Annotated in this window: 22 protein-coding genes; 14 read left to right on the forward strand and 8 right to left on the reverse strand. The window is 42.8% G+C overall.

Annotation, left to right across the window (positions count from 1 at the left end; all coding sequences use genetic code 11):
• Window positions 1-189 precede the first annotated feature (189 nt).
• Together RMZ41_RS18480 and RMZ41_RS18485 are read right to left on the reverse strand one after the other, a co-directional pair.
• Window positions 190-1,740, reverse strand: coding sequence for a metallophosphoesterase (locus RMZ41_RS18480; protein WP_322641522.1), 1,551 nt, complete (start codon window positions 1,738-1,740; stop codon window positions 190-192).
• Window positions 1,741-1,892: 152 nt separating this feature from the next.
• Window positions 1,893-2,864, reverse strand: coding sequence for a YegS/Rv2252/BmrU family lipid kinase (locus RMZ41_RS18485; RefSeq protein WP_322641521.1), 972 nt, complete (start codon window positions 2,862-2,864; stop codon window positions 1,893-1,895).
• Between the two features lie 278 nt (window positions 2,865-3,142).
• Between RMZ41_RS18485 and RMZ41_RS18490 the strand changes: the two genes are divergently transcribed.
• Window positions 3,143-3,565 (forward strand): lysozyme inhibitor LprI family protein, encoded by a 423-nt coding sequence (locus RMZ41_RS18490; protein WP_322641520.1) that lies wholly within the window; start codon window positions 3,143-3,145, stop codon window positions 3,563-3,565.
• Between the two features lie 184 nt (window positions 3,566-3,749).
• Here the strand turns inward: RMZ41_RS18490 and RMZ41_RS18495 are convergent, their stop codons facing one another.
• Both RMZ41_RS18495 and RMZ41_RS18500 read right to left on the reverse strand, forming a co-directional pair.
• A complete protein-coding gene (locus tag RMZ41_RS18495; protein WP_322641519.1) occupies window positions 3,750-4,397 on the reverse strand; it encodes a response regulator transcription factor in 648 nt (215 codons plus the stop codon).
• 141 nt (window positions 4,398-4,538) lie between these two features.
• Window positions 4,539-5,753, reverse strand: a complete 1,215-nt coding sequence (locus RMZ41_RS18500) for a sensor histidine kinase (protein WP_322641518.1) — start codon at window positions 5,751-5,753, stop codon at window positions 4,539-4,541.
• Between the two features lie 415 nt (window positions 5,754-6,168).
• Between RMZ41_RS18500 and RMZ41_RS18505 the strand changes: the two genes are divergently transcribed.
• The 11 genes from RMZ41_RS18505 to RMZ41_RS18555 all read left to right on the forward strand — a co-directional run bounded on the left by RMZ41_RS18505 (window position 6,169) and on the right by RMZ41_RS18555 (window position 20,498).
• Window positions 6,169-6,540: a hypothetical protein gene (locus tag RMZ41_RS18505; protein ID WP_322641517.1), complete on the forward strand. Its 372-nt coding sequence runs from the start codon at window positions 6,169-6,171 to the stop codon at window positions 6,538-6,540.
• 202 nt (window positions 6,541-6,742) lie between these two features.
• Window positions 6,743-8,023 (forward strand): S41 family peptidase, encoded by a 1,281-nt coding sequence (locus RMZ41_RS18510; RefSeq protein WP_322641516.1) that lies wholly within the window; start codon window positions 6,743-6,745, stop codon window positions 8,021-8,023.
• 275 nt (window positions 8,024-8,298) lie between these two features.
• The gene (locus tag RMZ41_RS18515) at window positions 8,299-9,264 is read left to right on the forward strand and encodes an RNA polymerase sigma factor, RpoD/SigA family (RefSeq protein WP_322641515.1); all 966 of its coding nucleotides are present in this window, start codon (window positions 8,299-8,301) and stop codon (window positions 9,262-9,264) included.
• 198 nt (window positions 9,265-9,462) lie between these two features.
• Complete coding sequence (locus tag RMZ41_RS18520) at window positions 9,463-10,980, forward strand: efflux RND transporter periplasmic adaptor subunit (protein ID WP_322641514.1); 1,518 nt, start codon at window positions 9,463-9,465, stop codon at window positions 10,978-10,980.
• A complete protein-coding gene (locus RMZ41_RS18525; protein WP_322641513.1) occupies window positions 10,977-14,099 on the forward strand; it encodes an efflux RND transporter permease subunit in 3,123 nt (1,040 codons plus the stop codon). Before RMZ41_RS18520 ends, RMZ41_RS18525 begins: the two co-directional genes overlap by 4 nt.
• A gap of 174 nt (window positions 14,100-14,273) precedes the next feature.
• Window positions 14,274-14,432, forward strand: coding sequence for a hypothetical protein (locus RMZ41_RS18530; protein WP_322734344.1), 159 nt, complete (start codon window positions 14,274-14,276; stop codon window positions 14,430-14,432).
• A 203-nt stretch (window positions 14,433-14,635) separates the two neighbouring features.
• A complete protein-coding gene (locus RMZ41_RS18535; protein ID WP_322641511.1) occupies window positions 14,636-14,959 on the forward strand; it encodes a DUF433 domain-containing protein in 324 nt (107 codons plus the stop codon).
• Window positions 14,960-14,974: 15 nt separating this feature from the next.
• The gene (locus RMZ41_RS18540; RefSeq protein WP_322641510.1) at window positions 14,975-15,325 is read left to right on the forward strand and encodes a DUF5615 family PIN-like protein; all 351 of its coding nucleotides are present in this window, start codon (window positions 14,975-14,977) and stop codon (window positions 15,323-15,325) included.
• A gap of 201 nt (window positions 15,326-15,526) precedes the next feature.
• A complete protein-coding gene (locus tag RMZ41_RS18545) occupies window positions 15,527-18,643 on the forward strand; it encodes an efflux RND transporter permease subunit (protein ID WP_322641509.1) in 3,117 nt (1,038 codons plus the stop codon).
• Between the two features lie 455 nt (window positions 18,644-19,098).
• On the forward strand, window positions 19,099-19,623 hold the full coding sequence (locus RMZ41_RS18550; protein WP_322641508.1) for a GNAT family N-acetyltransferase: 525 nt from the start codon (window positions 19,099-19,101) through the stop codon (window positions 19,621-19,623).
• Window positions 19,624-19,868: 245 nt separating this feature from the next.
• Entirely contained in the window at window positions 19,869-20,498 is a 630-nt protein-coding gene (locus RMZ41_RS18555) for a TetR/AcrR family transcriptional regulator (protein ID WP_322641507.1), read from the forward strand.
• 115 nt (window positions 20,499-20,613) lie between these two features.
• On the opposite strand, the gene RMZ41_RS18560 is transcribed toward RMZ41_RS18555, so the two are convergent.
• Window positions 20,614-21,327, reverse strand: coding sequence for a gamma-glutamylcyclotransferase (locus tag RMZ41_RS18560; RefSeq protein ID WP_322641506.1), 714 nt, complete (start codon window positions 21,325-21,327; stop codon window positions 20,614-20,616).
• Window positions 21,328-21,490: 163 nt separating this feature from the next.
• On the opposite strand from RMZ41_RS18560, the gene RMZ41_RS18565 reads away from it, so the two are divergent.
• On the forward strand, window positions 21,491-22,273 hold the full coding sequence (locus RMZ41_RS18565; protein WP_322641505.1) for a hypothetical protein: 783 nt from the start codon (window positions 21,491-21,493) through the stop codon (window positions 22,271-22,273).
• Window positions 22,274-22,325: 52 nt separating this feature from the next.
• Here the strand turns inward: RMZ41_RS18565 and RMZ41_RS18570 are convergent, their stop codons facing one another.
• A complete protein-coding gene (locus RMZ41_RS18570) occupies window positions 22,326-23,075 on the reverse strand; it encodes an SDR family NAD(P)-dependent oxidoreductase (RefSeq protein ID WP_322641504.1) in 750 nt (249 codons plus the stop codon).
• 68 nt (window positions 23,076-23,143) lie between these two features.
• Complete coding sequence (locus RMZ41_RS18575; protein ID WP_322641503.1) at window positions 23,144-24,628, reverse strand: MFS transporter; 1,485 nt, start codon at window positions 24,626-24,628, stop codon at window positions 23,144-23,146.
• A gap of 338 nt (window positions 24,629-24,966) precedes the next feature.
• Between RMZ41_RS18575 and RMZ41_RS18580 the strand changes: the two genes are divergently transcribed.
• Entirely contained in the window at window positions 24,967-25,170 is a 204-nt protein-coding gene (locus RMZ41_RS18580; protein WP_322641502.1) for a hypothetical protein, read from the forward strand.
• Between the two features lie 409 nt (window positions 25,171-25,579).
• Here the strand turns inward: RMZ41_RS18580 and RMZ41_RS18585 are convergent, their stop codons facing one another.
• Window positions 25,580-26,014, reverse strand: a complete 435-nt coding sequence (locus RMZ41_RS18585) for a CAAD domain-containing protein (protein ID WP_322641501.1) — start codon at window positions 26,012-26,014, stop codon at window positions 25,580-25,582.
• Between the last annotated feature and the right edge of the window lie 305 nt (window positions 26,015-26,319).

The following is a 26,319-nucleotide window of genomic DNA, read 5'->3' on the forward strand; positions in this document are numbered from 1 at the left end:
AACACCTATTAGTTCGCGCAAGTCAAACATCTTTAACCCACGCAAGCGGTGAGATTATGGCTACAACAAAGTTTCCCTTCACAAGCGACTCGTCAACCCGAAGGGCTTTGTCTATGTAACCACGAATTGGTGGTACTAGGAAATTTAGACCCTACTATAAAATCTGCTGTGCTTAGTTACTCTTTAGAATTAAATGATGAATGGCTCAAGTTCACGATTATGCCATTGTCGCTGATGCCATTCGGCAATCAAAGGACGGACAATAAACTTAGGCTGTGCATCGCCTTTAACGTCAATGCGTAAACCTGAGTAAGGTCGCCGCTTTTGAGAACCTTGACCGTTGCGACCAATAAAAAGATGCGATCGCGCCACTAATCGATTCTCCTCCATTAAATCTGCTCCCTCAATCCGTTGGCGGCGCAAACTAAACCCGCTACCACCACAAACAATCCAATGGATATGAGCATCAGCGTGTCCTGTATCCATTGTCTCTAAATGTTCCAAGCAGTGGGCGTGACCATTTAACACCAAGTCAACCAAAGGACGACCCTGATTTAAGGAACCGATTTCTTTAGCTACTGCATCCAGCACACCACGGAAGCGATCGCGAATTATCAAAGTTTGTGCTTGTTGCCACTTTGTCGCTTCAGTTACATAAGGTGGATGATGGAAATAAACTACTCTTCCCCGAACTTCTGAATTATTCCAAGATTCAATTAATCTTTGCTTGAGCCAGTCTAGTTGTTCGATATCAGTCAGCGTTGTTTTGTCAGCAGCTAATTGCTTCTTGATATCAACAATAATTTCTTCGATTTGCGATAGTTTGGCGTGAAAATCGTCTAATTGGTCAGCTTCAATGGGGTTTTCAGGACGAAGCTTGGCCGAGGTTTCAATAATGTGCTGCTTTTCTTGCTCTAAATCTTCACGACGCTTTTCTAAGATTTTGCGATCGGCATCACCTTGTTTTGTTTTAGGTAAAGGTGGCGGATCGTTAAATGTATTGGAATCTAAGGCAAAGAAATCAATCCCGCCATAGCGAAAAGTGTAGTAGCGATTGGGAAGGCGGGTAAAATGTCCAGGTTCATACTTAAGACAACGACCTGTATCTGTCTTACCTGTGTAGTACTTATCTAAATGGCTGCTTAACTCTCCGGGAAGCTGATGCGCTTTAAGATAGTCTAAAAATGCCTGTGCGTAAGCCTCACCGGTTCCTGAACCATGTAAGCCTACATCTAGGTCTAACCGCGATCGCAACAGGCGACGAATGGGTAATGTTGTTAGAGATGCCAAGCTCAATAAAATGGGCAAGTTATAGTAATCGTGATTTCCCGGTACTGGTAAAATAGGCAGCTTAAAAGTCATCTGGTCATAAGCAATCTTTCTCGGATGCTCTCCCCCCAAGATAAACTCTCGATAAGGCTCGATGAAATTTTGCTGATAGTATTCACTCGACCCCACTAAATAGATTACATCCCCGGTATGCAGCATAAACCGGGATTCATCGTGATGTGGCAACATGAGTTCAGCTATCTGTCGCTGGGGATTGTGCCCCCGATGCCTACCAGAACCACTATCACCCACAACTAAAAATGAGAACTCTGAATCGTCTGTTTGTCCATCCTCTAACACCAGGCGAGTTTGGTCGATGTTCCGTTCCACAATTAACGGATCTTGCCACCTTACTCGCTGATTCATCTTACGAATTTTGTTAGCGATCGCTGGATCAGATACAAGTTTCAATGTAACCTACTCCTGAATCTTGAATTGCAGGGGATGGGGGCAGGGGGCAGGGGGCAGGGGGCAGGGGAGCAGGGGAGCAGAGGAGAAGTTGTAGTAAGTCTTTCCCCTCTGCCCCTCTGCCCCTCTGCCCCTCTGCCTCTTTCCCAATTCCCTCACTCCTCTACCGTATCTTTCATTTCAATAGTTAAGTTAGGGAGTCCCTCTAATTTTTCGGTAGGCTCAACTTCTTCTACTAATGGTACAAAAATTTTCAACCCAGCTGGTACACATTTAATTTCTACTGGTGTTGTGCCGACTATTTCGCCATCGAGAACAACCTTTTGTGGTGGCTCAGTTGTAATTTTAAATTGTTTAGCTCTCAAAAAACCAATATCATCACGTTCTACCGCGTTACCTGTAGAAGCCGTTTGAAATAAATGGAATGTCGCAGCGATCGCACCTGCTTTGTTAACTGGAGCAACAATGGTTAAATCTAGTAACCCATCATCATAAATCAGACCTGCTGGCCCCTGAGCTAAGACTGAAGTCGGAGGCGCGGCATTTGCAACTGTTACTGAACAGCCACTAGTTTTAATTATCCTGTCTTCTGTTTCTATTTCAACATCAAAGTTTTTTAAATTTCTCAGCTGCTGAATTCCAGCGAAAACGTAGGCCATCATTCCAAAGCGATTTTTAGCTTCCCGATCTGCCAATTCTACAGTTTCAGCTTCAAAGCCAATACCTGCCAAGAGTACCATCGGGCGATCGTTGCAATAGGCTACGTCTACATGGCGGGTTCCTCCTTGCAAAATTGTTTCACACGCACCTGCGATCGTGTCAGGAATTCCTAAAGCTGTGGCAAAAGCGTTTGCTGTTCCTCGTGAAATGATGCCAAAGGCAATATCAGTACCCACTACAGCTGTCGCCGCCGCCGAGAGTGTCCCATCTCCCCCCGAAGCAATGATTGCATCTACTCCTCGCTCTACAGCTGCACAAGCTAGTTGATCGGCATCGATTTCTTCAGTTGTAAGATAAATATCTAGGTCAATCTCTGGCTCTAATATTGCCCGAATTTCTGCTAATTCTATGTCTGGATCACCCTGACCCGCAACTGGATTGAAAATCAGGCAAGCGGAACGATTCATAAAATATAAAAGCTAAACTTAGATTACTAAAATACCAAATTATTTCAGCATTCTCGTAAAATTTCGACTTTCTTCTGGGAAAAAAATTACATTTTGTAACGAATTCCGAGTTTTATCCGTCATAATATACCAAATCATGCATCACCATTGGTATATTTTATTGAAAGCAACGGGAAACTCCATTCCCCATTCCCCATTCCCCCATTCCCCATTCCCAAAAACTCCATCCCCTTGTGGGTGGAGTTTCCCATGTATACTTAAACAATAAAATTTTTGTGATGCGTCAATTATTACTAGTTTTGGCAAGTATGCTAACTCTCAGCAGTTTAGATACCCCTACGATGACAATGGCAGGCACAACGCCTAATTTATCGCAGATGCGCTTGGCTCAAAAATTAAACTGCAATAATGCTCAAACTCAAGCAGCAATTAATGAATGCGCGAGGTTATCTTATCAGAATGCAGATAAAAAACTAAATCAAGCTTATCAACAATTGCTACCTAACTTAGAAAGGTCTAGGAAACAGAAATTGATTGCTGCACAGCAAGCATGGATCAAGTTTCGGGATACCAATTGTGAGTTTGAAAGAAGCGAATATGAGGGAGGAAGTATTTCTCCTACTATTTATTTTGGTTGTCTGGAAAATGTTACAAAATTGCGTACCCAGCAATTACGGGAATATCTTAAATCCGATCGCTAAAATATAGCAAGGGACTGGGGACTGGGGACTGGGTGAAAAGTCTTTTTGTGTCTATGTTTCATTATTTATTGATGTCCTAACCACCAGAGCTTGTGCTGTAATTCGTAATTAAGTAATGCAAGCGTGATTTGTGAGCTAGACATCAAACGCAATCTTGTGAAGAATTAGTCACAGGTTTCTAAAGCTATTTAGCTTCACCAAAAAATGAATGAGCAAACAAAGCGGCTTGAGTGCGATCGCGTAAACTCAACCGACTCAAAATACTGGTAACATAATTCTTAACAGTGTTTTCTGAAAGAAATAGAGATTCAGCAATTTCACGGTTATTAGCTCCAGAAGCAATTAAGCGTAATACATCTAATTCTCTCGGTGTAAGTTGCGCCAATTCTGGAGGGGGTTGCACAGAAGAGACAGGTGCGGCAATGGGCGTGAGTGCTTTCTCAAACAATCCAGGCCCCAGTAGGGTTTGTCCCTTATAGACGGATTGAATTGCCAATATCAGTTCATCTGGTTCGGTATCTTTGAGCAAATAGCCCTTTGCACCCAGTCGCATCGCCTGGAAAACATACTCATCATCATCGAAGGTGGTGAGGACAAGAACCTTAATGTCAGGATATTGTTGAGCGATCGCTTTTGTTGCCGCAACTCCATCCATTACGGGCATCCGAACATCCATAAGCACAATATCGGGTTGCAGTGCCGGAATTTGTTCGAGTGCGCGTTGCCCATTTTCCGCCTCACCGATTACCTGCATTTCTGCATTCGACTCAAGCATACTCTTAAGTCCTTGGCGAATAAGATGCTGATCGTCAACTAATAAAATCCGAATCATATAAAAATCCGATAGCGAAGCGGTAGCGAGTCATCGAGCGTCTTTGATTACTGAATCACTTGTGGAGATGGGGAATGGGGAATGGGGAATTGGGAATGGATTTGTGCTGAGTTTTGTTCAAAAATTAAGTAGGAATCCTAGCTAAAATAACAGCTTTGATAGTGGCAAAGAAACAGAAATACAGCAACCTGTTCCTAGTTGACTGTGGAGATTTAACTGAGCGCCCAGTGCAACCGCCCGTTCTCGCATTCCTTGTAACCCAAAACCGGTTGTATTTTGAGTGGGGTTAAATCCTTTTCCATTATCTTCGATTGATAGATGAATCATCCCAGCGTGAGCCAGTAATCCAACAGTGACACTTGTGGCTTCAGCATGTTTGCAAATATTTGTCAGCGATTCTTGCACAATGCGGAAGAGGGCTGTGTTTACTTCTGTTGGTAAAGTGTACGGCACGTCAATTTTATAAGCTGGTTCAATGCCTGTGGTTTGCTGAAAATCTGTTAACAGCTTTTCAATGGCTGATGTGAGAGATTGTGCTTGCAAAGGATTTGAACGTAATACAGAAAGCGATCGCCGAACTTCTAGCAGCGCCTCAGCCCCCAATTCTTTTGCCTGTTTGAGAAATGTCAATGCTTTGTCATTATTTGATTCCCAAAACAACAGGGTGTTATTAATCTGAATAGTTTGGGCAACTAGAGTGTGTCCCAATCCATCATGAATTTCACGGGCAATTCGGTTGCGTTCCTGCAAGGTTGCCTGATCTTCAATCCGTAGCGCATACTGACACAGTTGTTGATTGGTGATCTCTAATTGCAGATGGGCAATTTCTAACTGCTCTCGACTTTGCCGCTCTGCAAGCAGGGCATTAATTAACAATAAAGCGAATACTAACGTTAAGCTAAACAATAATATATTACTTAATCGCCAATCCCAAGACATGGCGATTATATCTCGCCTAAAATTCTCAGGTATAATTGGTCTTGATAAAAGTAGTGTTCCATAGGTGAGCAGAGATAAAACTAAGGCAAGCAGCTGTCCCGATTGCTTAAATATCAAACAACTCCGCATTACCAGTACCAGGCACAGCAGGAAAACTGAGCGACTAGATAAGCTATGATGAGTCGCCGGCAGTAAAATTAAACCGAATTCCAGGACTGTATAAAATAATTTCGTTTCCAGCTTCACCATCGGTAGTCTCAAGCCCATCAAGCTGAAAGTTGCGATCGCAACAACTTTTAGCAACAATGACCAGGACAACTCAAATGGCAGCAGAACTTCCATGAACATTGCCGTGGCTAACAACAGCCACTCTAGGTAAAGCAACAGACGAAATGATGGGTAGGTCAAGCGAACCATAGAACTGTTCCAACTCAATGGCCTTTGTAACAAAACCATAGGTATTTTCACAATTTTAGGATGAATCTCTTCTTCCTATATAACGAATCTGTCTCTAAAATCGATAGAGCCGTTCGGACTGATTAATTATTCCTAAATTAGGAAAAAAGTCACAATACCTTAAGTACTTTTTTCCTGGTCAGGTTAGGAATTCTAGTTCATGCACAAATCTATCTTAACTTTTAAGATTAGCTGGTGTGAGTCAAGCAGTAAGGGACTTCTAAATAAAAAATATCCTATCGCTTTAATGGCAGGGGACAGGGGGAGAGAAAGTCGTAGTGAAGTTTATTTTCTGGAGTTTCATAATTTTTCAAACAGACATCCTCTAATTTGAGTCTAAACAATCGCATTACTTACAACAAAACCAAAAAAGTAAATGATTAAAAAACAGATAATTTTACCAACCCTTTTATTAGCAACTATCCTCATTGGAGGAATGACAGGTTGCAGCAGTTCTAAGTCTCCCGATGTGTCTCAAGGTGACAATGGGGGAACAAAGGTATCTGATACCAACACTTCTACTCCAAGCTCTCCCGGAGCAAATACATCGGAACGCACCCAGAAGCGTGAAGCAGTTCGCCAGCAAGTTGAGGCAGTTTTGACCCCAGATCAAGTGAAAGAATTGTCAGCAAAATTGCAACAAGGTGAAAGAATGCGTAAAGCAGTATTCAGCTTGAATCTTACGGCTGAACAAAAGACTAAAATTCAGGATATTTTTAAGACTGCCTATCCCCGCCGTAAAGGGTAATTCGTAATTCGTAATTCGTAATTCGTAATGACATTTGGGGACTCGTTAACGTAATTCGTAATTATTGTTAGGTAGTGGTTTTAGATATTTGAATTTGGTCATACTATTGGGATGTAAATTTTGTTTGGTGTTGCGTTTTAAAACGGTGTGGATTGAAATTTTTCACTGATTGTATTTTGTATTCTTCTTTAAGAGTTAAATTATGTTCAAACAGAAGTTGATCCTCAAGATAGAAACTGCTGTGATTGCTGCAATCTTGACAGGAACTAGTCTCTACTCTTACAAAGCTTTAGGTAAAACCCAATCTAGCCCTCAAAAGCTTGTGGATGAGGTGTGGCAAATCCTCGATAAAAATTATGTTGATGTCAGCTTTAACCATCAAGATTGGAAAGCTATTCGACAGCAGTATCTAAGCCGTTCTTATAGTTCTAAGAAAGAGGCTTACGGGGCAATTCAAGAAATGGTAGGTAAATTAGGCGATCGCTATACGGAGTTTTTTGACCCCCAAGAATTTAAAGCCCTAAATAGCGATATTTCTGGCAATCTTAGTGGTGTAGGGCTGGAACTGGCAGAAAATGAAAAAACTAAAGCCTTAACTGTTGTTGCCCCAATTGAAGGAACGCCTGCTTTCAAAGCGGGTATTTTGCCGGGTGATTTAATTGTGCAGATTAACGGTCAAATAACTCAGGGAATGAAAATTGAGGATGCCGTTAAGCGAATTGTAGGCCCGGTAGGAACTAAGGTAGTACTCACGATTCAACGAGGTAGCCAACCCCAAACTTTTAAACTTACCCGCGCAAATATTGCCATTCATCCTGTAACTTATAATACTCAAACAACGGCGGCAGGTAAGATTGGTTACATTCGTTTACCAGAGTTTACCCAAACTGCGCCCGCAGAGATGCATCGAGCTATTGAAGCATTAGAAAAACAGCAAGTGCAAGGCTATGTTTTGGATCTGCGTTCCGATCCGGGTGGATTACTGGATGCAAGTTTGCAAATTGCCAGTATGTGGTTGAAGCAAGGAGCGATCGTATCTTTGGTAAATCGAGATCAAGTTAAAGACAGTTACAATGCGTCGGGACATCCTCTCACCAACAAACCTTTAGTGATACTAGTCGATAAGGGATCTGCCAGCGCCAGCGAAATTCTGTCGGGAGCGTTGCAAGATGATAATCGCGCCACCTTAGTAGGGACTCGCACCTTCGGTAAAGGTTTAGTTCAAGCCGTAGAGCCTCTGGAGGATGGTTCAGGGTTGAAACTAACGATCGCTAAATACTACACACCGAAAGGTCGAGATATCAATCATGTGGGTATTGCACCAGATATTAATGTGGAGTTAAGCGAGGTACAACAGAAAGCATTAATAGAAAACCGAACCTTGGGAACATTAGCCGATCCTCAGTATGCTAGCGCCGTTGCTGACTTGAGCAAATTGATTCAATCGGGGACTAATCATGTGAGTTTGCAGGGTGGGAAATAATAATTCGTAATTCGTAATTCGTAATTACGCTCCTGCGTTGCTAAGGTAATTCGTAATTATTCGAGTCACTATCTGCGATTTTTCCCTAATCCAAAATAACCTAATTAATAGGCAATTAACTCACTATAGGAATCCGGTTTGATTTGGAGAAAATATACGTTGGATGTGAGCGCGGAGAGTATGGGATCAAAGCCGTGATAACAGTGCGTTACGAACTCCGTTCTAACACACTCTACAACACCTAATTTCGTTCAAAAATCAAATAGTAATCCTATATGAGTAACTTAACATTTTCCGAGACTCAAGCTAGTAACACAAAGACTACTGATACAGTCCGTGCTTATCTTAAAGAAATTGGCAGGATACCTCTGTTAAGCCAAGAGCAAGAAATTATTTTTGCCCAAGAAGTTCAGCAGATGATGTTAATACTTGCTGAATCAGAAAAATTGGCTGCTGAATTAAAGCGTAAACCCACGCTAATAGAATGGGCTAACCGGATGCAGTTAAGCGAACAAGAACTACTTCAGCAGCTAAATCAAGGGAAAAAATCGAAACAGAAAATGATAGCGTCTAATCTCCGGCTTGTGGTATCGATTGCCAAGCAATATCAGAGACGTAACTTAGAGTTGATGGACTTAGTTCAAGAAGGTACATTAGGTTTGGAAAGAGGGGTTGAGAAATTTAATCCGGCTCTAGGATATAGGTTTTCAACCTACGCTTATTGGTGGATTCGTCAAGGAATTACCAGAGCGATCGCTCAACAAGGACGCGCGATTCGATTACCTATTCACATCAATGAAAAATTAAATAAAATTAAGCGTGTTCAGCGAGAATTATCTCAACAGCTGGGTCGTATTCCCACCAGTACGGAAATTGCTGATGCACTTTCCTTAAAACCTAGTCAGATTCGAGAATTTCTACTCTTGGCTCGTCAAACTATCTCTTTAGATATTAGAGTCGGCGCAGATAAAGAAATACAATTACAAGATTTAATAGAAGATCGAAGATATTCTTCCAATGGCTATAGCACTGGAGAATCTCTCGATGAAGAGGTTGAAAATTTATTATCAAATCTGTCTCGCCAACAACGAGAAATATTAAATTTACACTTTGGATTGACAGATGGTAATGAACTTTCTCTACAAGAGATTAGTCACCGTTTGGGTATTAGTCGGGAACGAGTCAGACAGATAGAAAAACAAGCTCTTAAGCTTTTACAGCAGCAGTTAAGTAAGTATTGAAAAAGAATTCAGAATTCAGAATCCAGAAGTCAGAATGAATTAGTTAGTATGAATAACAAATTGCCTGCACAAAAGTTCGCAAAGAGCGCAAAGAAATGAGAGCTTGAGAGATATTTTGCTTAATTCCTATCATACTGAATTCGGAATTCTGACTCCTGAATTCTGTTTTTAATAGACTAAAATCCAGTGGAGGTTCTGATGAACCATGAAATTGTGAATGAGAGTTTGACTGAAAACGAGAATAGTATGGAGCCGGAGCCAAAGTTACCGCGATCGCCAAAAAAGATTAGTTTGGTAATTTTGGGTATGCTGTTGCTGGCTGGGCTGGGTATTTTTGGTATCCATACGGTTGCAGCCAAGTCAGACAAAACTGAAAAATCTGGGCGCAATAAACAGCAAGTGACACCTGTAACCGTGGCAATGGTGACACAAAAAACGGTTCCGGTGCAATTGCAGGCGATCGGGAATGTGCAATCTGGTTCTACAGTATCGATTACGCCCGAAGCTAGCGGACGGATTATTGGAGTTTATTTCAAGAAAGGTCAAGATGTGAAAAAGGGACAACTTTTGTTTACCCTTGATGACCGATCGCAAACTGCTGCAATCCAGCAAGCTCAAGGAACTGTCGCCAAAGACTTAGCCTCGGTGCAACAAGCTAGAGATGGATTAGCCAGAGATTTAGGTCAGGTAGACCAAGCCAGAGCTACTTTAATTAAAGACCAAGCCTTGGTACGACAAGCCCAAGCGAATTTGGCCAAGGATCAAGCACAAGCTGAATTTGCCAAAGGACAGAGCGATCGCTATGGTGCGTTATATCAGAAGGGCGCGATCAGTTTGGATCAAGCACAGCAATACGCTTCTAATAGCAAATCGGCTACAGCAACCCTACAAGCAGATCGAGAAGCGATCGCTAATGCTGAAGCAGTTTTGAAAAGCGATCGCGTGGCGCTGACTAATGCAGGCGCAGTTGTCAAAGGCGATCGAGCTGCGATCGCTAATGCTCAAGCTGTTGTCCGTTCCGACCAGGGAGCATTAGACAATGCCAAGGTGCAATTATCTTACTCCAAAATTTATGCGCCGATTGATGGACGGGCTGGCAATATTCTGGTGACTCAGGGCAATGTGGTACAAGCTAACAGCACAACTCCACTTGTTACGCTAACTCAAATTCGCCCGATTCAAGTTGCTTTTTCTATTCCTGAAACAAATCTGCCCCAGGTACAAAAGTATATGCAGAATGGCAAGCTGAAGGTGGATGTGACGTTTCCCAACGATCAAAGTCATTCTGTTCCAGGTACTTTGTCATTTGTAAATAATACGGTCGATAACACCACAGGAACAATTCAACTAATTGGCGACTTTGATAACACTCAAGGACATTTGTTTCCCGGTCAATTTGTTAACACAACGCTAACGTTGACCGAAAAACCCAATGCAACGGTTGTACCCTCCCAAGCCGTGCAGAATGGGCCAGATGGTCAGTTTGTTTTTGTAGTTAAGCCAGACATGACGGTGGAAAATGTTCCAGTCACGGTTAGCAGCAGCATTGATGGACTAGATGTGGTTGAGAAAGGGCCGCAACCAGGCGATAAAATCGTCACCGATGGTCAAGCGAATCTCGTTTCTGGGAGCAAAGTTCGCGTCAAAAGAGGCGGGGGGGCAGGGGGCAGGGAGCAGGGGGGAAAATCTCCTAAGTCAGGTGGAGGTGATTCATGAACCTTTCGGAACCATTTATTCGCCGCCCGATCATGACAACTCTGGTGATGACGGCAATTTTAATCTTCGGTTTTATGAGTTATCGCCTGCTGCCAATCAGCGATTTACCCAGTGTGGATTATCCCACAATTCAGGTCAGCGCCTCCCGACCGGGAGCTAGCCCGGAAACGATGGCAGCATCGGTTGCCCGTCCTTTAGAAAAGCAATTTTCCAGTATTGCTGGACTTGATTCGCTCAACTCAACCAGTACTCTGGGACAGACTCAAATTACCCTACAATTCAACTTGAGTCGCAACATTGATGATGCAGCCCAAGATGTGGAGGCAGCAATATCGGGAGCATCAGGGCAAATTGCGAATGACTTACCCAATCCTCCCACCTACAGCAAAGTTAACCCCGCAGATCAACCGATTCTTTACCTTTACCTCGATTCTCCCACACTGCCCCTTTCCCAAGTAGACAATTATGCCGAGACTTATTTGGCGCAAAAGCTATCTACAATCAATGGGGTAGCACAGGTAGCTGTCTATGGTTCCCAAAAGTATGCGGCTCGAATTCAACTCGATCCGCAGCAATTAGCAGCACGGCAGATTGGATTAGATCAGGTGACAACGGCGATTCAACAGGGTAACGTCAATTTGCCTACCGGCAGTCTTTCGGGAAATCATAAGAATTTTACAGTCCAGACTAACGGGCAACTTGAGGATGCGGCTGCTTATCGCCAGTTGATTGTGTCTTATAAGGATGGAATGCCCATCTATCTGAATCAATTGGGTAGGATTATTGACAGTGTAGAAAATGACAAAGTAGCAAGCTGGTACAACAATACCCGCGCTATTATTCTCACCATTCAAAGACAGCCGGGAACCAATACGGTACAAGTCGTAGACACGATTAAGAAATTACTCCCGAATTTGCGATCGCAGATTCCGGCATCCGTGGAAATTGGGATTCTCTATGATGCGTCTCAATCGATTCGAGATTCGGTAGATGATGTCAGATTTACGTTGATCTTGACGATCGCTCTAGTTATCTTAGTAATTTTCATCTTTTTACGAAACCTCTCGGCGACGGTGATTCCGAGTTTGGCGTTACCCGTTTCGTTGATTGGTACGTTTGCGGTGATGTATTTGCTGCATTACTCACTAGATAACTTATCGCTGATGGCGTTGACCCTTTCGGTGGGTTTCGTCGTGGATGATGCGATCGTCATGCTAGAAAATATCGTCCGTCATATCGAAATGGGCGAACGTCCCCTAGAAGCGGCGTTGAATGGATCGAGAGAAATTGGTTTTACAATTCTGTCGATGACCCTTTCTTTAGTTGCAGTCTTCATCCCCATGTTGTTCATGAGTGAAGTACTGGGACGATTATTTCATGAATTTGCTGTGACGATCGCAGTTGCAATTCTCGTCTCTGGTTTTGTGTCTTTGACTTTGACTCCCATGTTGTGCAGCCGTTTTCTGCGTCCTGTAGATCATGCTCATCAAAGTCGCTTATATCAAGCTTCTGAATATATCTTCGATCGCTTCCTCGCTCTATACGATTGGAGTCTCAAAAAAGTCTTAAAATATCACCTCACGACAATGATTTTATCTGCCTTTCTATTGGCGGTGACAGTTGGGTTGTTGGCGATCGTTCCCAAGGGCTTTATTCCAAGCGAAGATACCGGACAAATTACAGGCATTACCCAAGCAGCCCAGGATGCATCCTTCGATAATCTTGTGCAGCATCAACAGACAGTTGCTAACCTGATTCGCCAAGACCCGAATGTAGATGCAGTCAACTCCAATATTGGCGCGGGAGCTAGTGCTAGTGGCGGCGGGGCGGCAGTTGCAGCCAATTCCGGGAGTTTGTTCATTCGGTTAAAACCGCGATCGCAACGCCAGCTTGGTGCTGATGAAATTGTTCAAGAGTTGCGAACCAAACTCGCCACTGTTCCAGGCATCCAAGTATTCTTACAAAATCCCCCAGCAATACCCATTGGCGCTCAACAAAGCACCGGACTTTATCAAGTTGCACTTCAGAGTTCTGATGTCAAGCCCTTACAGGAATATGTTCCTCAACTTGTTACCAAGATGAAGAACTTGCCAAAACTCCAGGATGTCAACAGCGATTTGCAGTTTGCTTCCCAGATTCAAATTGACATCGACCGCGATAAAGCCTCAACTTATGGGATTACCGCCGAGCAAATCGAAAATACTCTAAGAAGTGCTTACGGCTCTTACCAAGTGTCAACTATCTATGCAGCCACCAATGAGTATCAGGTAATTTTGGAATTAGCACCCCAGTTTCAGGAAGATATCAATGCTCTGTTGACGTTATACATTAACTCCAGCACAGGAGTTGCAGTTCCTCTCAAAACATTCGCCAAACTATCTCAGGGAATCAGCCCGTTAATGGTTAATCATAACGGTCGGATGAACGCCGCGACCATTTCCTTTAATCTCGCCCCTGGTGTGTCCTTGGGAAATGCCAACGAAGAGATCGAAAAACTTATTGATGAGGTGATTCCTGCCAGTATTAGCACCAGCTTTCAGGGTGCAAGCCAGGTATTTCAAAGTTCACTGCCGAGTTTGGGTTTATTGTTAGCGATCGCCATCCTAGTAATTTATCTCATCCTGGGTATTCTCTACGAAGATTTCATTCACCCAATTACAATTCTTTCCGGTTTGCCTTCAGCAGGTTTTGGGGCATTGTTAACGCTGATCATATTCCATGTTGAACTGAATGTTTACTCGTTCATCGGCATAATTCTGTTGGTGGGCATTGTGAAGAAAAACGGCATCATGATGGTGGACTTTGCAATTGAAGCCCAGCGAGAAGAATTGAAAAAGCCGTCCGAGGCGATTTATCAAGCCTGCTTAGTGCGCTTCCGCCCGATTATGATGACGACGATGGCAGCATTAATGGGAACCTTGCCTATTGCGATCGGATTTGGCGCTGGTTCCGAATCCCGCCGTCCTCTAGGGATTGCAGTTGTAGGCGGACTGGTGTTTTCTCAGATATTGACTTTGTATTTAACGCCTGTGTTCTATATCTACATGGAATCGTGGCGGAAGAAGCTTAATCAAGTTAAGTTTCGGCGGGTGTTCTCATTTACAGGTGGGCGATCGTGATGTTCAACAAGCAATATAGCCATCTTCAATCCGGTGAGGTACAGGTATGCAAATAGACCTAACCCCTTAACACCCTAACAGAAGCAAGAAGGGGAAACAATTCAAAGCCTCTCTACTTGTAGGCTACGACACAAATGTTTTAAAGTTGCTGCGTGAAGTAGGGTCGGTTAATTTTTGCAGGTCGATGCAACAAAGGTGCAGGTTGATGCAACAAAGGTGCAGGTCGATGCAACAAAGGTGCAGGTCAATGCAACAAAGGTGCAGGTCGATACAACAAAGATGCAGGTCGATACAACAAATGTGCAGATTAAAAGACTTGTGTGTACACCATAGCTTAAAAGGAGAGAGGTCAAAATTGTACCTCACGCTTGTCAAGAACTGCTATATCAGTCTTTCATATACACTCGATTTAATATCAATCCTGTAAAGGAAGGCTATAGATTCAAATAATTCGTAGTTCGTAATTCGTAATTACGAATTACGAACTAGCAGCAAACTAAAATATTAGATATTAGCGTTTTTGGAATAATTACACTATGACTTTAGCACTAGAAAAAGAAATTCCTCCCCTAAATGAAGATGCAACAGGTGCAATTCGAGTAGGTAATACAAGGGTTTTGCTAGAAATGGTTATTCGTAGCTTTCAAGATGGTGCATCACCTGAATCTATTGTTGGGCGTTATTCATCCTTGTCATTATCCGATGTATACCTGACTATTGGCTACTATCTTCGACATCGAGATGCTGTGGAAACATATCTCGATCGACGCGAACAATTAGCTGAATCTGTTCATCAACGTCTTGCAAGTGTTCAACCTGATTTGAGCCTAATTCGTTCTCGCTTATTAGCCCAGCAATAATCTTAAAAAATATCAATGCTGAAGTTATTGAGCGATGAGAATTTCAATGGCGATATTGTACGAGGACTATTTCTGCGTCAACCGAATATTGATTTACTTCGCGTTCAGGATGTTGGTTTGCAGGAAGTAGATGACCCAGCAATCTTAAATTGGGCAGCAGGGAGCGATCGCATAATCCTCACTCACGATCGGGCAACAATGCCAGATTTCGCTTACGAGCGATTGTTAAAAGGAGAGCAAATGTTGGGTTTATTCGTAGTGAACGATCGGATGCCGATTAGACAGGCAATTGATGAATTGCTGTTGCTGATTAATTACAGCGATCGGTCTGAGTGGAAGGGGATTGTCCTATATTTGCCCTTATGAAATATAAACTCAAAACAATACAAACTGAGCAATTAAATTGCACATACTCATTAGACCTCTTGCAAAAAGAACTTTTGCAAGAGGTGGGAAAAGGGAAAAGGTTAAAGGTGAAAGGGAAAATAACAAATCTTTCCCCCTTTCCCCTTCACCTTTTCCCGACTTTTGCAAGAAGTCTATTACATTTCTGGGATAACAAAACCCATGAACCTTTCAGAACCCTTCATCCGTCGTCCAGTCATGACCACTTTGGTGATGATCGGTATCCTCATCTTTGGTTTGATGAGTTATCTACTATTACCCATCAGCGCCCTACCCAACGTTGAATATCCTTTTATTTCTGTCTCTGCTAGTCTCCCAGGTGCTACCCCGGAAACGATGGCATCTTCCGTCGCCGCACCGCTAGAAAGACAGTTTACCGAAATTGCCGGACTCAATTCATTTAATTCCACCAGTTCAACTGGTAGTACCAACATCTCTCTACAATTTGACTTTAGCCGCAGAGTGGAGGATGCCGCCAAAGATGTACAAGCAGCCATCTCAGCCGCCGCCGGACAACTGCCCGCCGGAATGCCTCACCCCCCCACTTACCGCAAAGTCAACCCATCTGTCTCACCAGTTCTCTACCTCTATATGTATTCTGAGACACAGCCAATCTCTACAGTAGACGAATACGCAGAGGTAACAGTTGGTCAACCAATCTCAATGATTAATGGTGTTGCTCAGGTACAGGTTTTTGGTCAACAACAATATGCAGTCCGCGTCCAGCTTGATCCACGAGAGTTGGCATCGCGGGGAATTGGTCTAAATCAAGTGAAAACTGCCATTCAACAGGGAAATGTCAATTTACCAACTGGCAGTCTTTCTGGCACTTACAAAAATTATACAATTCAGGCGAATGGTCAACTGACCGATGCTGCCAGCTATCGCCAGTTGATTGTAACTTACAAAAATGGTGCTACCGTGCGACTCCAAGATTTGGGGCAGGTGATTGACAGCGAACAAAACGTCAAAGTCTCGAATTTGTATAGCGATCGCAAAGTAACAAACCGCCATTCTGTTGTTCTCGCCGTACAGCCGCAGCCGGGAGCTAATACTGTAAATATTGTTGATGCTATCCAAGAACTTTTACCTACACTCCGCGAACAAGTTCCCAAATCCATTGAGATGGGGATTATGTACGATCGCTCTCAAACTATTCGAGCCTCTGTTAGCGATGTAAAATTTACCTTGGTTCTGTCGATTTGTCTAGTTGTCTTAGTTATTTTCTTATTCTTGCGCGATACAACTGCGACGCTGATTCCCAGTTTGGCGCTACCTGTAGCCATCATTGGCACTTTTGCTGTGATGTATCTGTCGGGTTTCTCCCTAGACAACCTCTCACTCATGGCGTTGACCCTTTCTGTGGGCTTTGTCGTGGATGATGCGATCGTGGTGTTAGAAAATATCGTCCGTTATCGAGAAATGGGCGAATCTCCCTTAGATGCGGCATTGAAGGGTTCGAGGGAAATCAGCTTCACAATTTTGTCAATGACTCTCTCGTTGGTGGCGGTGTTCATCCCCATCATGTTTATGAGTGGAATAATCGGGAAATTATTTCATGAATTTGCCGTGACGATCGCTGTGGCAATTTTGGTTTCGGGTTTTGTTTCCCTCAGTCTCACCCCAATGTTGTGCAGTCGTTTCTTAAGTTCATCACATCAGCGAAGACCAAATTTGTTGTATCGCGTCTCAGAACGAGCATTTGATTTACTACTGCAAGGATATGATTGGACACTCAAGCCGATCTTAAAATACCGCCTAATGACGCTCATCGGTTCTGGCATTCTCTTGCTAATGACTGTCTATTTGTTCGTCATCGTTCCCAAAGGTTTTATTCCAACCGAAGACACCGGTCAACTGATGGCGAACACCAAAGGAGCGCAAGATATTTCTTTTGATGATATGCGTCGTCACCAGCAAAAGGTTGTTGATATCATTCGTCAAGACCCCAATATTGAAGCAGTTGACTCCATTGTGGGTGCAAGTGGCCCTAACGCCTCGGTGAACTCTGGGCGAATTACGATTCGGCTCAAGCCACGTTCAGAACGGAAACTGAGCGCTGACGAAATCATTCAAGAGTTAACCCCCAAATTAAGGCGTGTGGTTGGCGTTAAGACATTCCTCCGTTCTCCGCCAGCTATTCCCATCGGTGGACAACAAACTAATTCTACTTATCAGTTCACGTTGCAGAGTTTAAATCTGCAAGACTTACGCCAATACGTTCCTAAACTTGTAGATAAAGTCAAAACTCTACCAGGACTCCGGGACGTTGACAGCGATTTACAACTCAGCACTCCCCAAATCCAAGTCAAAGTTGACCATGATAAAGCCGCAACCCTTGGCATTACTGCCCAACAGGTTGAACAAACCCTGAGCGCTGCTTATGGTTCTAGCCAGGTTTCTACTATATATACTCCAAATGACCAATTTTATGTAATTTTGGAAGTTAAACCGGAGTTTCAACGAGATCCTAGCGCCCTATCGATGCTCTATGTGCAATCGAGTACTGGGAAACTGGTTCCTTTGAGTGCGATCGCCAATATTACTCAAAATGTCGGCCCCCTCACTGTCACTCACGTTGCTCAACTCCCCTCTGCAACTATCTCTTTTGACACGCTTCCCGGAACGTCTCTAAGTCAGGCTACAGATGCCATCAAGCAAGCAGCCAGTGAACTATTACCCTCAACAATTACTCCCAGCTTTCAAGGTTCAGCCCAAACCTTTCAACAGTCCTTCAATGATTTAGGCGTGCTGTTGCTGGTATCTATCTTAGTAATTTATCTAATTCTTGGTATCCTCTATGAGGATTTCATTCACCCAATCACTATTCTTTCCGGTTTGCCTTCGGCGGGTTTTGGTGCATTACTGACGCTGCTAATTTTCCAGGTTGATTTAAACCTTTACTCTTTCATCGGCATCATTCTGCTAGTGGGCATCGTCAAGAAAAACGGGATTATGCTGGTGGATTTTGCCATTGAAGCGCAACGCAAGGAAGGTAAAAATTCCTTTGATGCCATCTATGCGGCTTGCTTGACTCGCTTTCGCCCAATTATGATGACAACAATGGCAGCTTTAATTGGCACACTCCCCATTGCTCTAGGGACGGGAGTCGGTTCAGAAGCGCGTCGTCCTTTAGGAATTGCGATCGTTGGTGGATTGCTGTTCTCTCAGATATTGACTCTCTATCTAACTCCAGTGTTTTACATCTACATGGAGACACTGCGGAAAAAGCTGGGACAACCTAAGTTTTCCCGATTTTTTTCAAAACTTAGTAACTAGGAATAGCCCTTTCAAGGTGGGTAAAATTTTTGGACAATAATTCTTCTTTTCTGGATGTTCTCTGCGTCTGGAGTGGTTTAATAAAATACTTTTAAACCGCAGAGGCACAGAGAACGCAGAGGTTTTAAGAGTCATTTTGAAAAGGCTATTACGCACTGTACAAAATAATCATATTGTGTATCAACGTAAATACCTCGTTTCAGATTTTCATTAATTATTCTTTGATAATAAATAGATCGCGCTGTAGGGGCAATTCATAAATTGCCCCTACAGCGCAGATTTTTATATGATTCAATTGCAAACTGCTAATATCAATAAAGGATTTATATAGCACAAGCCTTGGTGGTTAAGACATCAACAGATGATGAAACTTAGACATAAAAAGACTTTTCACCCAGTCCCCAGTCCCCAGTCGCCAGTCCCTTGCTATATCAGAAATTCCAGCAGTATGTAATGTGAATGCTAGCTCTGAACCCATGAGTGCTAACCAAATATCTCTTAGACCTGCCCAAGAAACAGATGCCTGGGTAATGAGTGCAATTCATATTGCTGCTATCAAAGCTCTACCTGCAACTTTATACACTGAAAAAGAACTTTTCGCTTGGCGTAATTATCGCGATGAACCTGATGGTTCAAATATCTTGAAGAGTATGAAACTGGAGACTTGCTGGGTTGCGATCGAGAGAGATGTTGTTATAGGTTTTGCTAGTTTTATTGTTGATGAACTGATCGGGTTGTATGTCCATCCTAAATCTCAAGGTAAAGGGATTGGACGTGCTTTAGTTCAACATTTTTGTGATGAAGCAACTGAGCAAGGTGTAGATAAAGTAATTACAACCGCTAGTCTTTATGCTGAAGGATTTTATTTACGACTGGGATTTACTGCCATCCAAAGAACACCTCATTATTTAAGAAGTGGGATAGTTGTGCCAGTTACTAAAATGAGTAAAACATTAGCTATTGCACCGAAAGAAATTTGAGCTAATAAGTAGATTGGCTCAAATAAACTTAACTATATAATCAAATATAAAATATTCAAAACCCTTGTGAATGCTTCACTTCGCTTTGTTAAGTTTGCAATAACATAGTTACAAATTCTCTCACCTACGTATTTATAATATTTCTTACTAATTTAAAAAATGCTGGCATCAAGATTATTTTTACCCCAATTGCCGACCAATTTTTTCACATAATCTATGATGAGAGTAAGTACTTGCCAGCATAAATGAATAAAATCATCCGTTCATCAACTCTCACCCGTACACGTTTGATAGAAGCCGCCTCGCAGGTATTTGCCAGTTTAGGTGTTCAAGGAGCAACTACCCGTGAAATAGCTCGTGTTGCTGGTGTGAACGAGGTAACTTTATTTCGCCACTTTGCTAGCAAAGAACAACTTCTGGGAGCAGTAATCAAAAATGCCTTAGCACTCCAGACAGAAGCCCTTGCATACCCTGAAGCGTGGACGCAGGATCTAAAAATTGATTTAACACGGTATGCCTATCTTTACAATACTATGTTAGAGACACAGGAAGACTTAATTCGTACCTTCATCGGAGAAGCTAAACGTCATCCTGATGCAGCTAAACAAGTTATTCAAGAAGCTTCCAAACCTTTAGGAAAAAAACTGATAGCTTATCTGCAATCGAGCCAGAAACGAGGCATTGTCAGAGCAGACCTCGATCCATTTCCAGCAGTCGATATGTTTACAGGAATGCTGTTAGCTGGAATGTTATGTCGCACTGTAAAATTCAATCAAGGTAGCTATAGCTGTGAGGACTATATCGAAACCTGTGTAGATATTTTTGTGCGCGGTATCAGTACCTCTGACAGTTCTCAATGTCGCTGTAATTTATGAGCTAAATTAGATAATTTATATTCGGAGTAGTTGAAATTAATTTTGAGGGATAACTCCTTTTCATAATTTAAAATTTGTCCCCCAATTCAATTATTTAATTTCAAATTTATAACAGTTATTTAGAAGTAGTACTTTGAGTAAAGCCGCCACTAACTAAAAGCGCTTGTTGTGTTGCCAGCACTTGTTTGCGTAACAAGAGCAATTTTCTATCTTTAATGCCTTCTGCAATTAATCCATCGACAGTGTTTATGAGATAATCAGCACAGGAACCTAATTTTCCAGATGCAGTGGCAATACTATTAACAGTGGTTGTGAATGGTATCTGATGAGCGTACCTGGGATGTTGGCAATTAGCAACAAAGGCGATCGCTTTAAATTCTTCCGTACCATCAAATACTCTTACCCAACGAGCAACGTAGACACCGGCTAACATCTCCCGTCGCCAAATTAACAGTAATTCGGATGGTACATCAGCAGCAGCAACCCGATAAATAATACCACGACAACTACCGCCGCGATCGAGTCCTAAAAGCAATCCCGGATTCTCTGGAGTTCCGCGACCGAGGATCATCCATGTACAAAAGCGCCGATGCCAGCCATAAATGACCCCAGCACGGCGTTCTACGTATTTGATTAGAGGATTCCAAATCAGCGAACCGTAGGCAAATATCCAGATATCAGAATTTGGTGGTTGCTGTTGTAGTATTTTATCGAGCGATCGCAGTAACTCATCTTCAGTGAGGCTAGTTAGCTTGATTCCAGAGTGTGATGCTTCTAATAGTCTCGTCTGTGCGTTTCCGGCTTCGAGGTCGCTACGACTGATTGACATAATAATAGACTATTTCCTTTTCTGTAAATTTTCAGTAATTTCACTATATCTTTAAGAGAAATTAATTATTGCATAACTCGCTTTTCCGTAGGATTAAGAATAAGCCTAATTACAGGCGGCAGTATCTTAATGATGCTAATCCACGACATAAGGAGTAATCTTGGTGGTATTTGCAATAAATCAATTATTAAAGTCCTCAATCAAATATTTACCGGCAATTGCCACTAAACTAGCAATTACAACTCTAATAGCAGTTCTCCCATTACCAGTTAAAGCAGTTACATTAGTAACTAGTCGTGCCGATTTCGCAAGCAATGACGGAATTGATTGGTCAAGTTTGGGTAAAGTGTTCAATCCCTTTGCTCCCAATCCTTCGACTTTTTTGCCTAACTCCTTTTCAGCAGTATCCGAAAGCGGTTTAGGTCTAAATGTAACTGTACCTCAAGTTAATGACCCTAGTATTACCCCACCTTTTGTTTTTCAAACCTCTTTTATACCCAAAGGTATTCCGACCAACTTCGCTGATGGCGATTATCTTCTCTTTACAGGCTTTAACCCACGAAGTGGTTTTCCTGCGGTTGGCAACCCAGGGCCTTTGACCATTAGTTTTGATCGGCCTGTTTTCGGTGCTGGTACTCAAATAGCTGTAGATGATATTCCAGAATTCAACGTGTTTGTCTCAGCTTTTGATAGTGGCAATAACCTATTAGGTAGTTTCTCAGTACCGGGAACTTCTTCAGTCACATTGGATAATTCGGCATTGTTCCTTGGAATTAACAGTGAAACTGCTAACATCTCACGACTAGTTTTCAGCACTTCTGAGTCAAATAGGGCTTTTGCCATCAACAGGGTCAGCATCATTGCAGTTCCCGAACCAAATTATTCTGTGGCTATATTAGTTTTCGGTGTTTCAGGTGTCATGTTGAGAGTACGCAAACGTAGTTAATAATTATTACCTCAAAGAGCTAAGAATCAGAATCTAACTCCTATTTGATTTTTTAATGTTCTTGTCCCGTTGGCCGGATGAGGATTTCGTTGACATTAACGCGCGATGGCTGAGTGACAGCATAAACGATCGCAGCGGCAACGTCTTCGCTATGCAGAGGTGTAATTGCCTTACGCCGTTCTTCTATGCGTTGTTTGGCCACGGGATCGGTAATTTGGTTGTCGATTTCCGTATCCACCAAACCTGGTTCGATAATGGTGACGCGAATATTGTCCTTGTGGACTTCTTGGCGCAATGCTTCCGAGAGAGCATTAACACCCCATTTAGTAGCATTATAAACACCAATACCTGCCCGCGCTGTCCGGCCGGCTACTGAGGAAATATTGACTATATGCCCTGATTTTTGCGCCTTTAATAAAGGCAAAACAGCGTGAGTAGCATATAACAGTCCTAGTACGTTGAGGTCGAAAGATCGCCGCCAGTCTGAGCTATTTCCAGCTTCAATAGTGCCGAGTAAGGCAATCCCTGCATTATTCACAAGGATATCGACTCTTCCCAATTCTGCATTTGCCTTTGCCACCAAGTTATTTACCTGGTTTTCATCAGTCACATCGGTGACAATGGGCAACGCCTTGCCACCACTAGCTACGATGCGTTCTGCTAATGCCTGAATGCGATCGCCACGCCTAGCAGCCAGTACTACTGTCGCTCCAACTGAAGCTAGAGCGATCGCAGTTGCTTCACCAATTCCTGCTGAAGCCCCAGTGATAATTGCTACTTTTCCTGCTAATTTCTCTGTCATTTATTTAACTCCTTAATAATTGGTAATTGGGAATTGGGAATTGGAAATTGAAAATTGGGGAGAATACATTACCTTACCTCTTTCCTCCTGCTCCCTGCTCCCTGCTCCCCTGCTCCCCTGCCCCCTGCCCCCTGCCTCTTATCGATCCTTAAAACGGATGCAACTGCTGCCACACAAAGGATTAGGGCTGCAAAGCGAAAAGTTCCTTGGAACCCTGCAACGATCGCATCAGGAGGAGCAACAGAGACATCTGCACCCGCAGACATGCTAGCGATTAAAGCTCCAAATACTGCCCCAATTAAAGAAACTCCTACTGTGTTCCCTGATGTCCGAGACAAAGACAGCAGCCCAGAAGCAATCCCTAGCCGCTCCCTTGGTACTGCTCCCATGACAGTGCTATTGTTAGGTGATTGGAATAAACCTAGTCCAATGCCGTAAATAAAATAGCGCGACACATAACCTAGCTCAGTAATTTGAGCATCAAAGGTGCTAATCCCCAAACAGCCTCCGATCATCAATCCCAATCCAATTGGGGTGATTAGTCGAGCGCCAAAGCGGTCTGCAAGTGTTCCAGCTAGTGGAGCAATTAACCCACTAAGTACAGGTGACACGGCTAGTAGCAGCCCCACTTTTACTGTTGGATAATGCTTAACGCCCTCTAGAAAGAAAGGGACGATGAGTAGGGAACCGCCTATAACAATGAATGCTAGCCAGCCACTTAGCAAACCCATACTCAACTGAAGATTGCGAAACAAGTGTAGTTCTAGTAGCGGTTGCTTGACGATCGCTTCAACTACCAAAAAAATTGTGAAACTTACGGTGGCGATCGCTAATAATATCAATGCGTTAGTACTACCAAAGCCCTGGCTTTGCCCTAATGTCATACCCAGCCCAAAACTACCCAAAGTCAACAAAGCTAAAATAGCTCCAAAAAAGTCAAATTTCTGTTTACCCTCAATGCGTACAGAAGGTGGCACTACCCTAGCTATTAAGAAACTAGCTATGATTCCCAACGGTACATTGATGAAGAATATACTATGCCAGCCTGATAAGCTTAGGAGTAGTCCGCCAGCCGAAGGGCCAAATGCAATTCCCAGTGACACAACACTACCGATAACGCCAACAGCCCGACCTCGTTCGGAAGATGGAAAAACCTCTGTGATGATTGCCAAACCAAGCCCAGAGATGAACACAGCACCCAGTCCTTGAAGGGCGCGAAAGGCAATCAACCACTCAATACTAGGTGCAAAACCACACAACAGCGAACTGAGAGTAAACAGAACAAGTCCCCCCTGATATAAGGACTTTTTGCCCCACATATCTCCCAAGCGCGTTGCCCCCAGAACTAAACCGGAACTGACCAACTGGTAACTCAATACAGCCCATTGAGTTGTAGGAAAACTGGTATCAAAGGCTTGCACCAATGTGGGTAAAGCAACATTAATGATGCCCACATCAAGGGTAGACATGAACACTCCAAGCCCGACACCGAGTAAGACCCAATTTTTTTGAGCGCCTGACAAAGCCAGAGGTTGTGCTTCCAATTGTCCCAATATTTAGCCTCCGCCTTTGATTTTACGGTTATGAATAGTTTGCATACGTATATTTATTGTAGGTTGCTATTGTGACTACCAAGTTCAGGAAACTAAATTAGCCACCTCCATTTAAAGACTATGTATTTCATCTTTAGGATTGCTGATTTTGGGAAAGAGCGATCGCAGCGCTTCATTGAAAAATTCAGGTATATATGTGATTCAAATACATGAAAACTGCTGTAACGATGGTATTCAATAAAATACGGTAAATTTATTGACTTACCGTATTTTACCCTATTTAGGAAAATATCATAGACAATCCTCAGAAGCAAGTTCTAGAGGTTTTTGTACAAGCAATGACTCAAAAAGCTGCCTTATCTCGATTTGCTTTAGCATTTATTGCAGGCTTTGTATCTGTTTTGCTATTTCACCAAGGTGTGTTGGTGCTACTACATACAGTGAATTTCACGCCTCGCGCCCCCCAGGGCAAACGCATCTTATCTACTAATACAGCACCTCTTGCTGCTATGAGGTACAAATACTTGGGATGCTATTGGTAGTCTGTCAAGCTAATAATGAAAAGCTTGTAGTAAGCACTTTAGTGCTTAGAAAATAAGGACTTCAGTCCTTACTACGAACTTTTTTACCCGACTATTAGCACAGTTCAACGATAATTCGATCAATTAGTGTACCTCATAACTTCGGGAAGTGCTGTAAAGTGCCACCTAGCCATCTGCCCCACAAATCACTGCTATTATTGCAATCGTCAAGCACACAAATTTTTCAAGGGGTCTATACCTCTAAAACCTTTAGCTGGCTGGGTTTAGAGGTATAGACCCCTTGAAGTATCCTAGTTGAATGGTTGAAAAGTTTATAGGACTTACGCAAAACTATACGGCGTAGGGGCAATTCATGAATTGCCCCTACCGGAGAATAAAAGTTTTGGTTATTTTTTGCGTAAGTCCTAATTTATTCGCCCAGAAATTGATTTTTAAGTGATTGAATTTCGTCGGCTAATTCTTGTCGAGTTGAAGCCTTCAATAGATAACGGGAAACAAACCAAGTGCCGTAACTAATTCCAACTAATTCAAAGAATGGCGATAGTAATGGAATATCATTGATTGCGTCTAGTACTGCTAGTACTAACTTAGCTGTAACAATGGCAGCAAAAATTAAACCAACAGTTGTTAGAGGCTGCTTATAATCCTGAAAAAAGCTACTTAAGTATTCGGGTAGTTTATCTAAAAATTGAGAAACTTGTCTACTAATCTGCTGCAATTGAGATTCAGGCTCAGATGCTGGTGGTAACTTTGGTAAGTTTACAGTATCTACACCTTCAAGTGCTAGCGTACCTTGTGATAAAGAGGTATTGATCGATTCACGTTGCTGTTGTTCGGTTTCCATAGTTTTTATTTTCGGTGATTACAAAAGTTACTGTAACTGAACTGAGCATCAATAAATATAAGACTACTATTTGATTTTCGAAAAGATACGTAGGGGAGCCAGTCGCGTGGGCGGGTTTCCCGACTTGAGCAGTAGCGACGCAGGAGCGTCATCGGCGTTGCGTTAGTGCGGAGAGTACGACACCAAAGCCTTAAGAATGGTGCGTTACGGCTTACGCCTAACACACCCTACTGGACTGACACAGCTAAAATAGTGCAATAGATATGCCAAGGTGAGGACTCGAAAGTGGGAAGAGGTCGCCGAGA

Origin of the sequence: Nostoc sp. DedVER02 (genome assembly GCF_034530675.2) — a bacterium.
In the GTDB taxonomy this organism is placed as follows: Bacteria; Cyanobacteriota; Cyanobacteriia; order Cyanobacteriales; family Nostocaceae; genus Nostoc.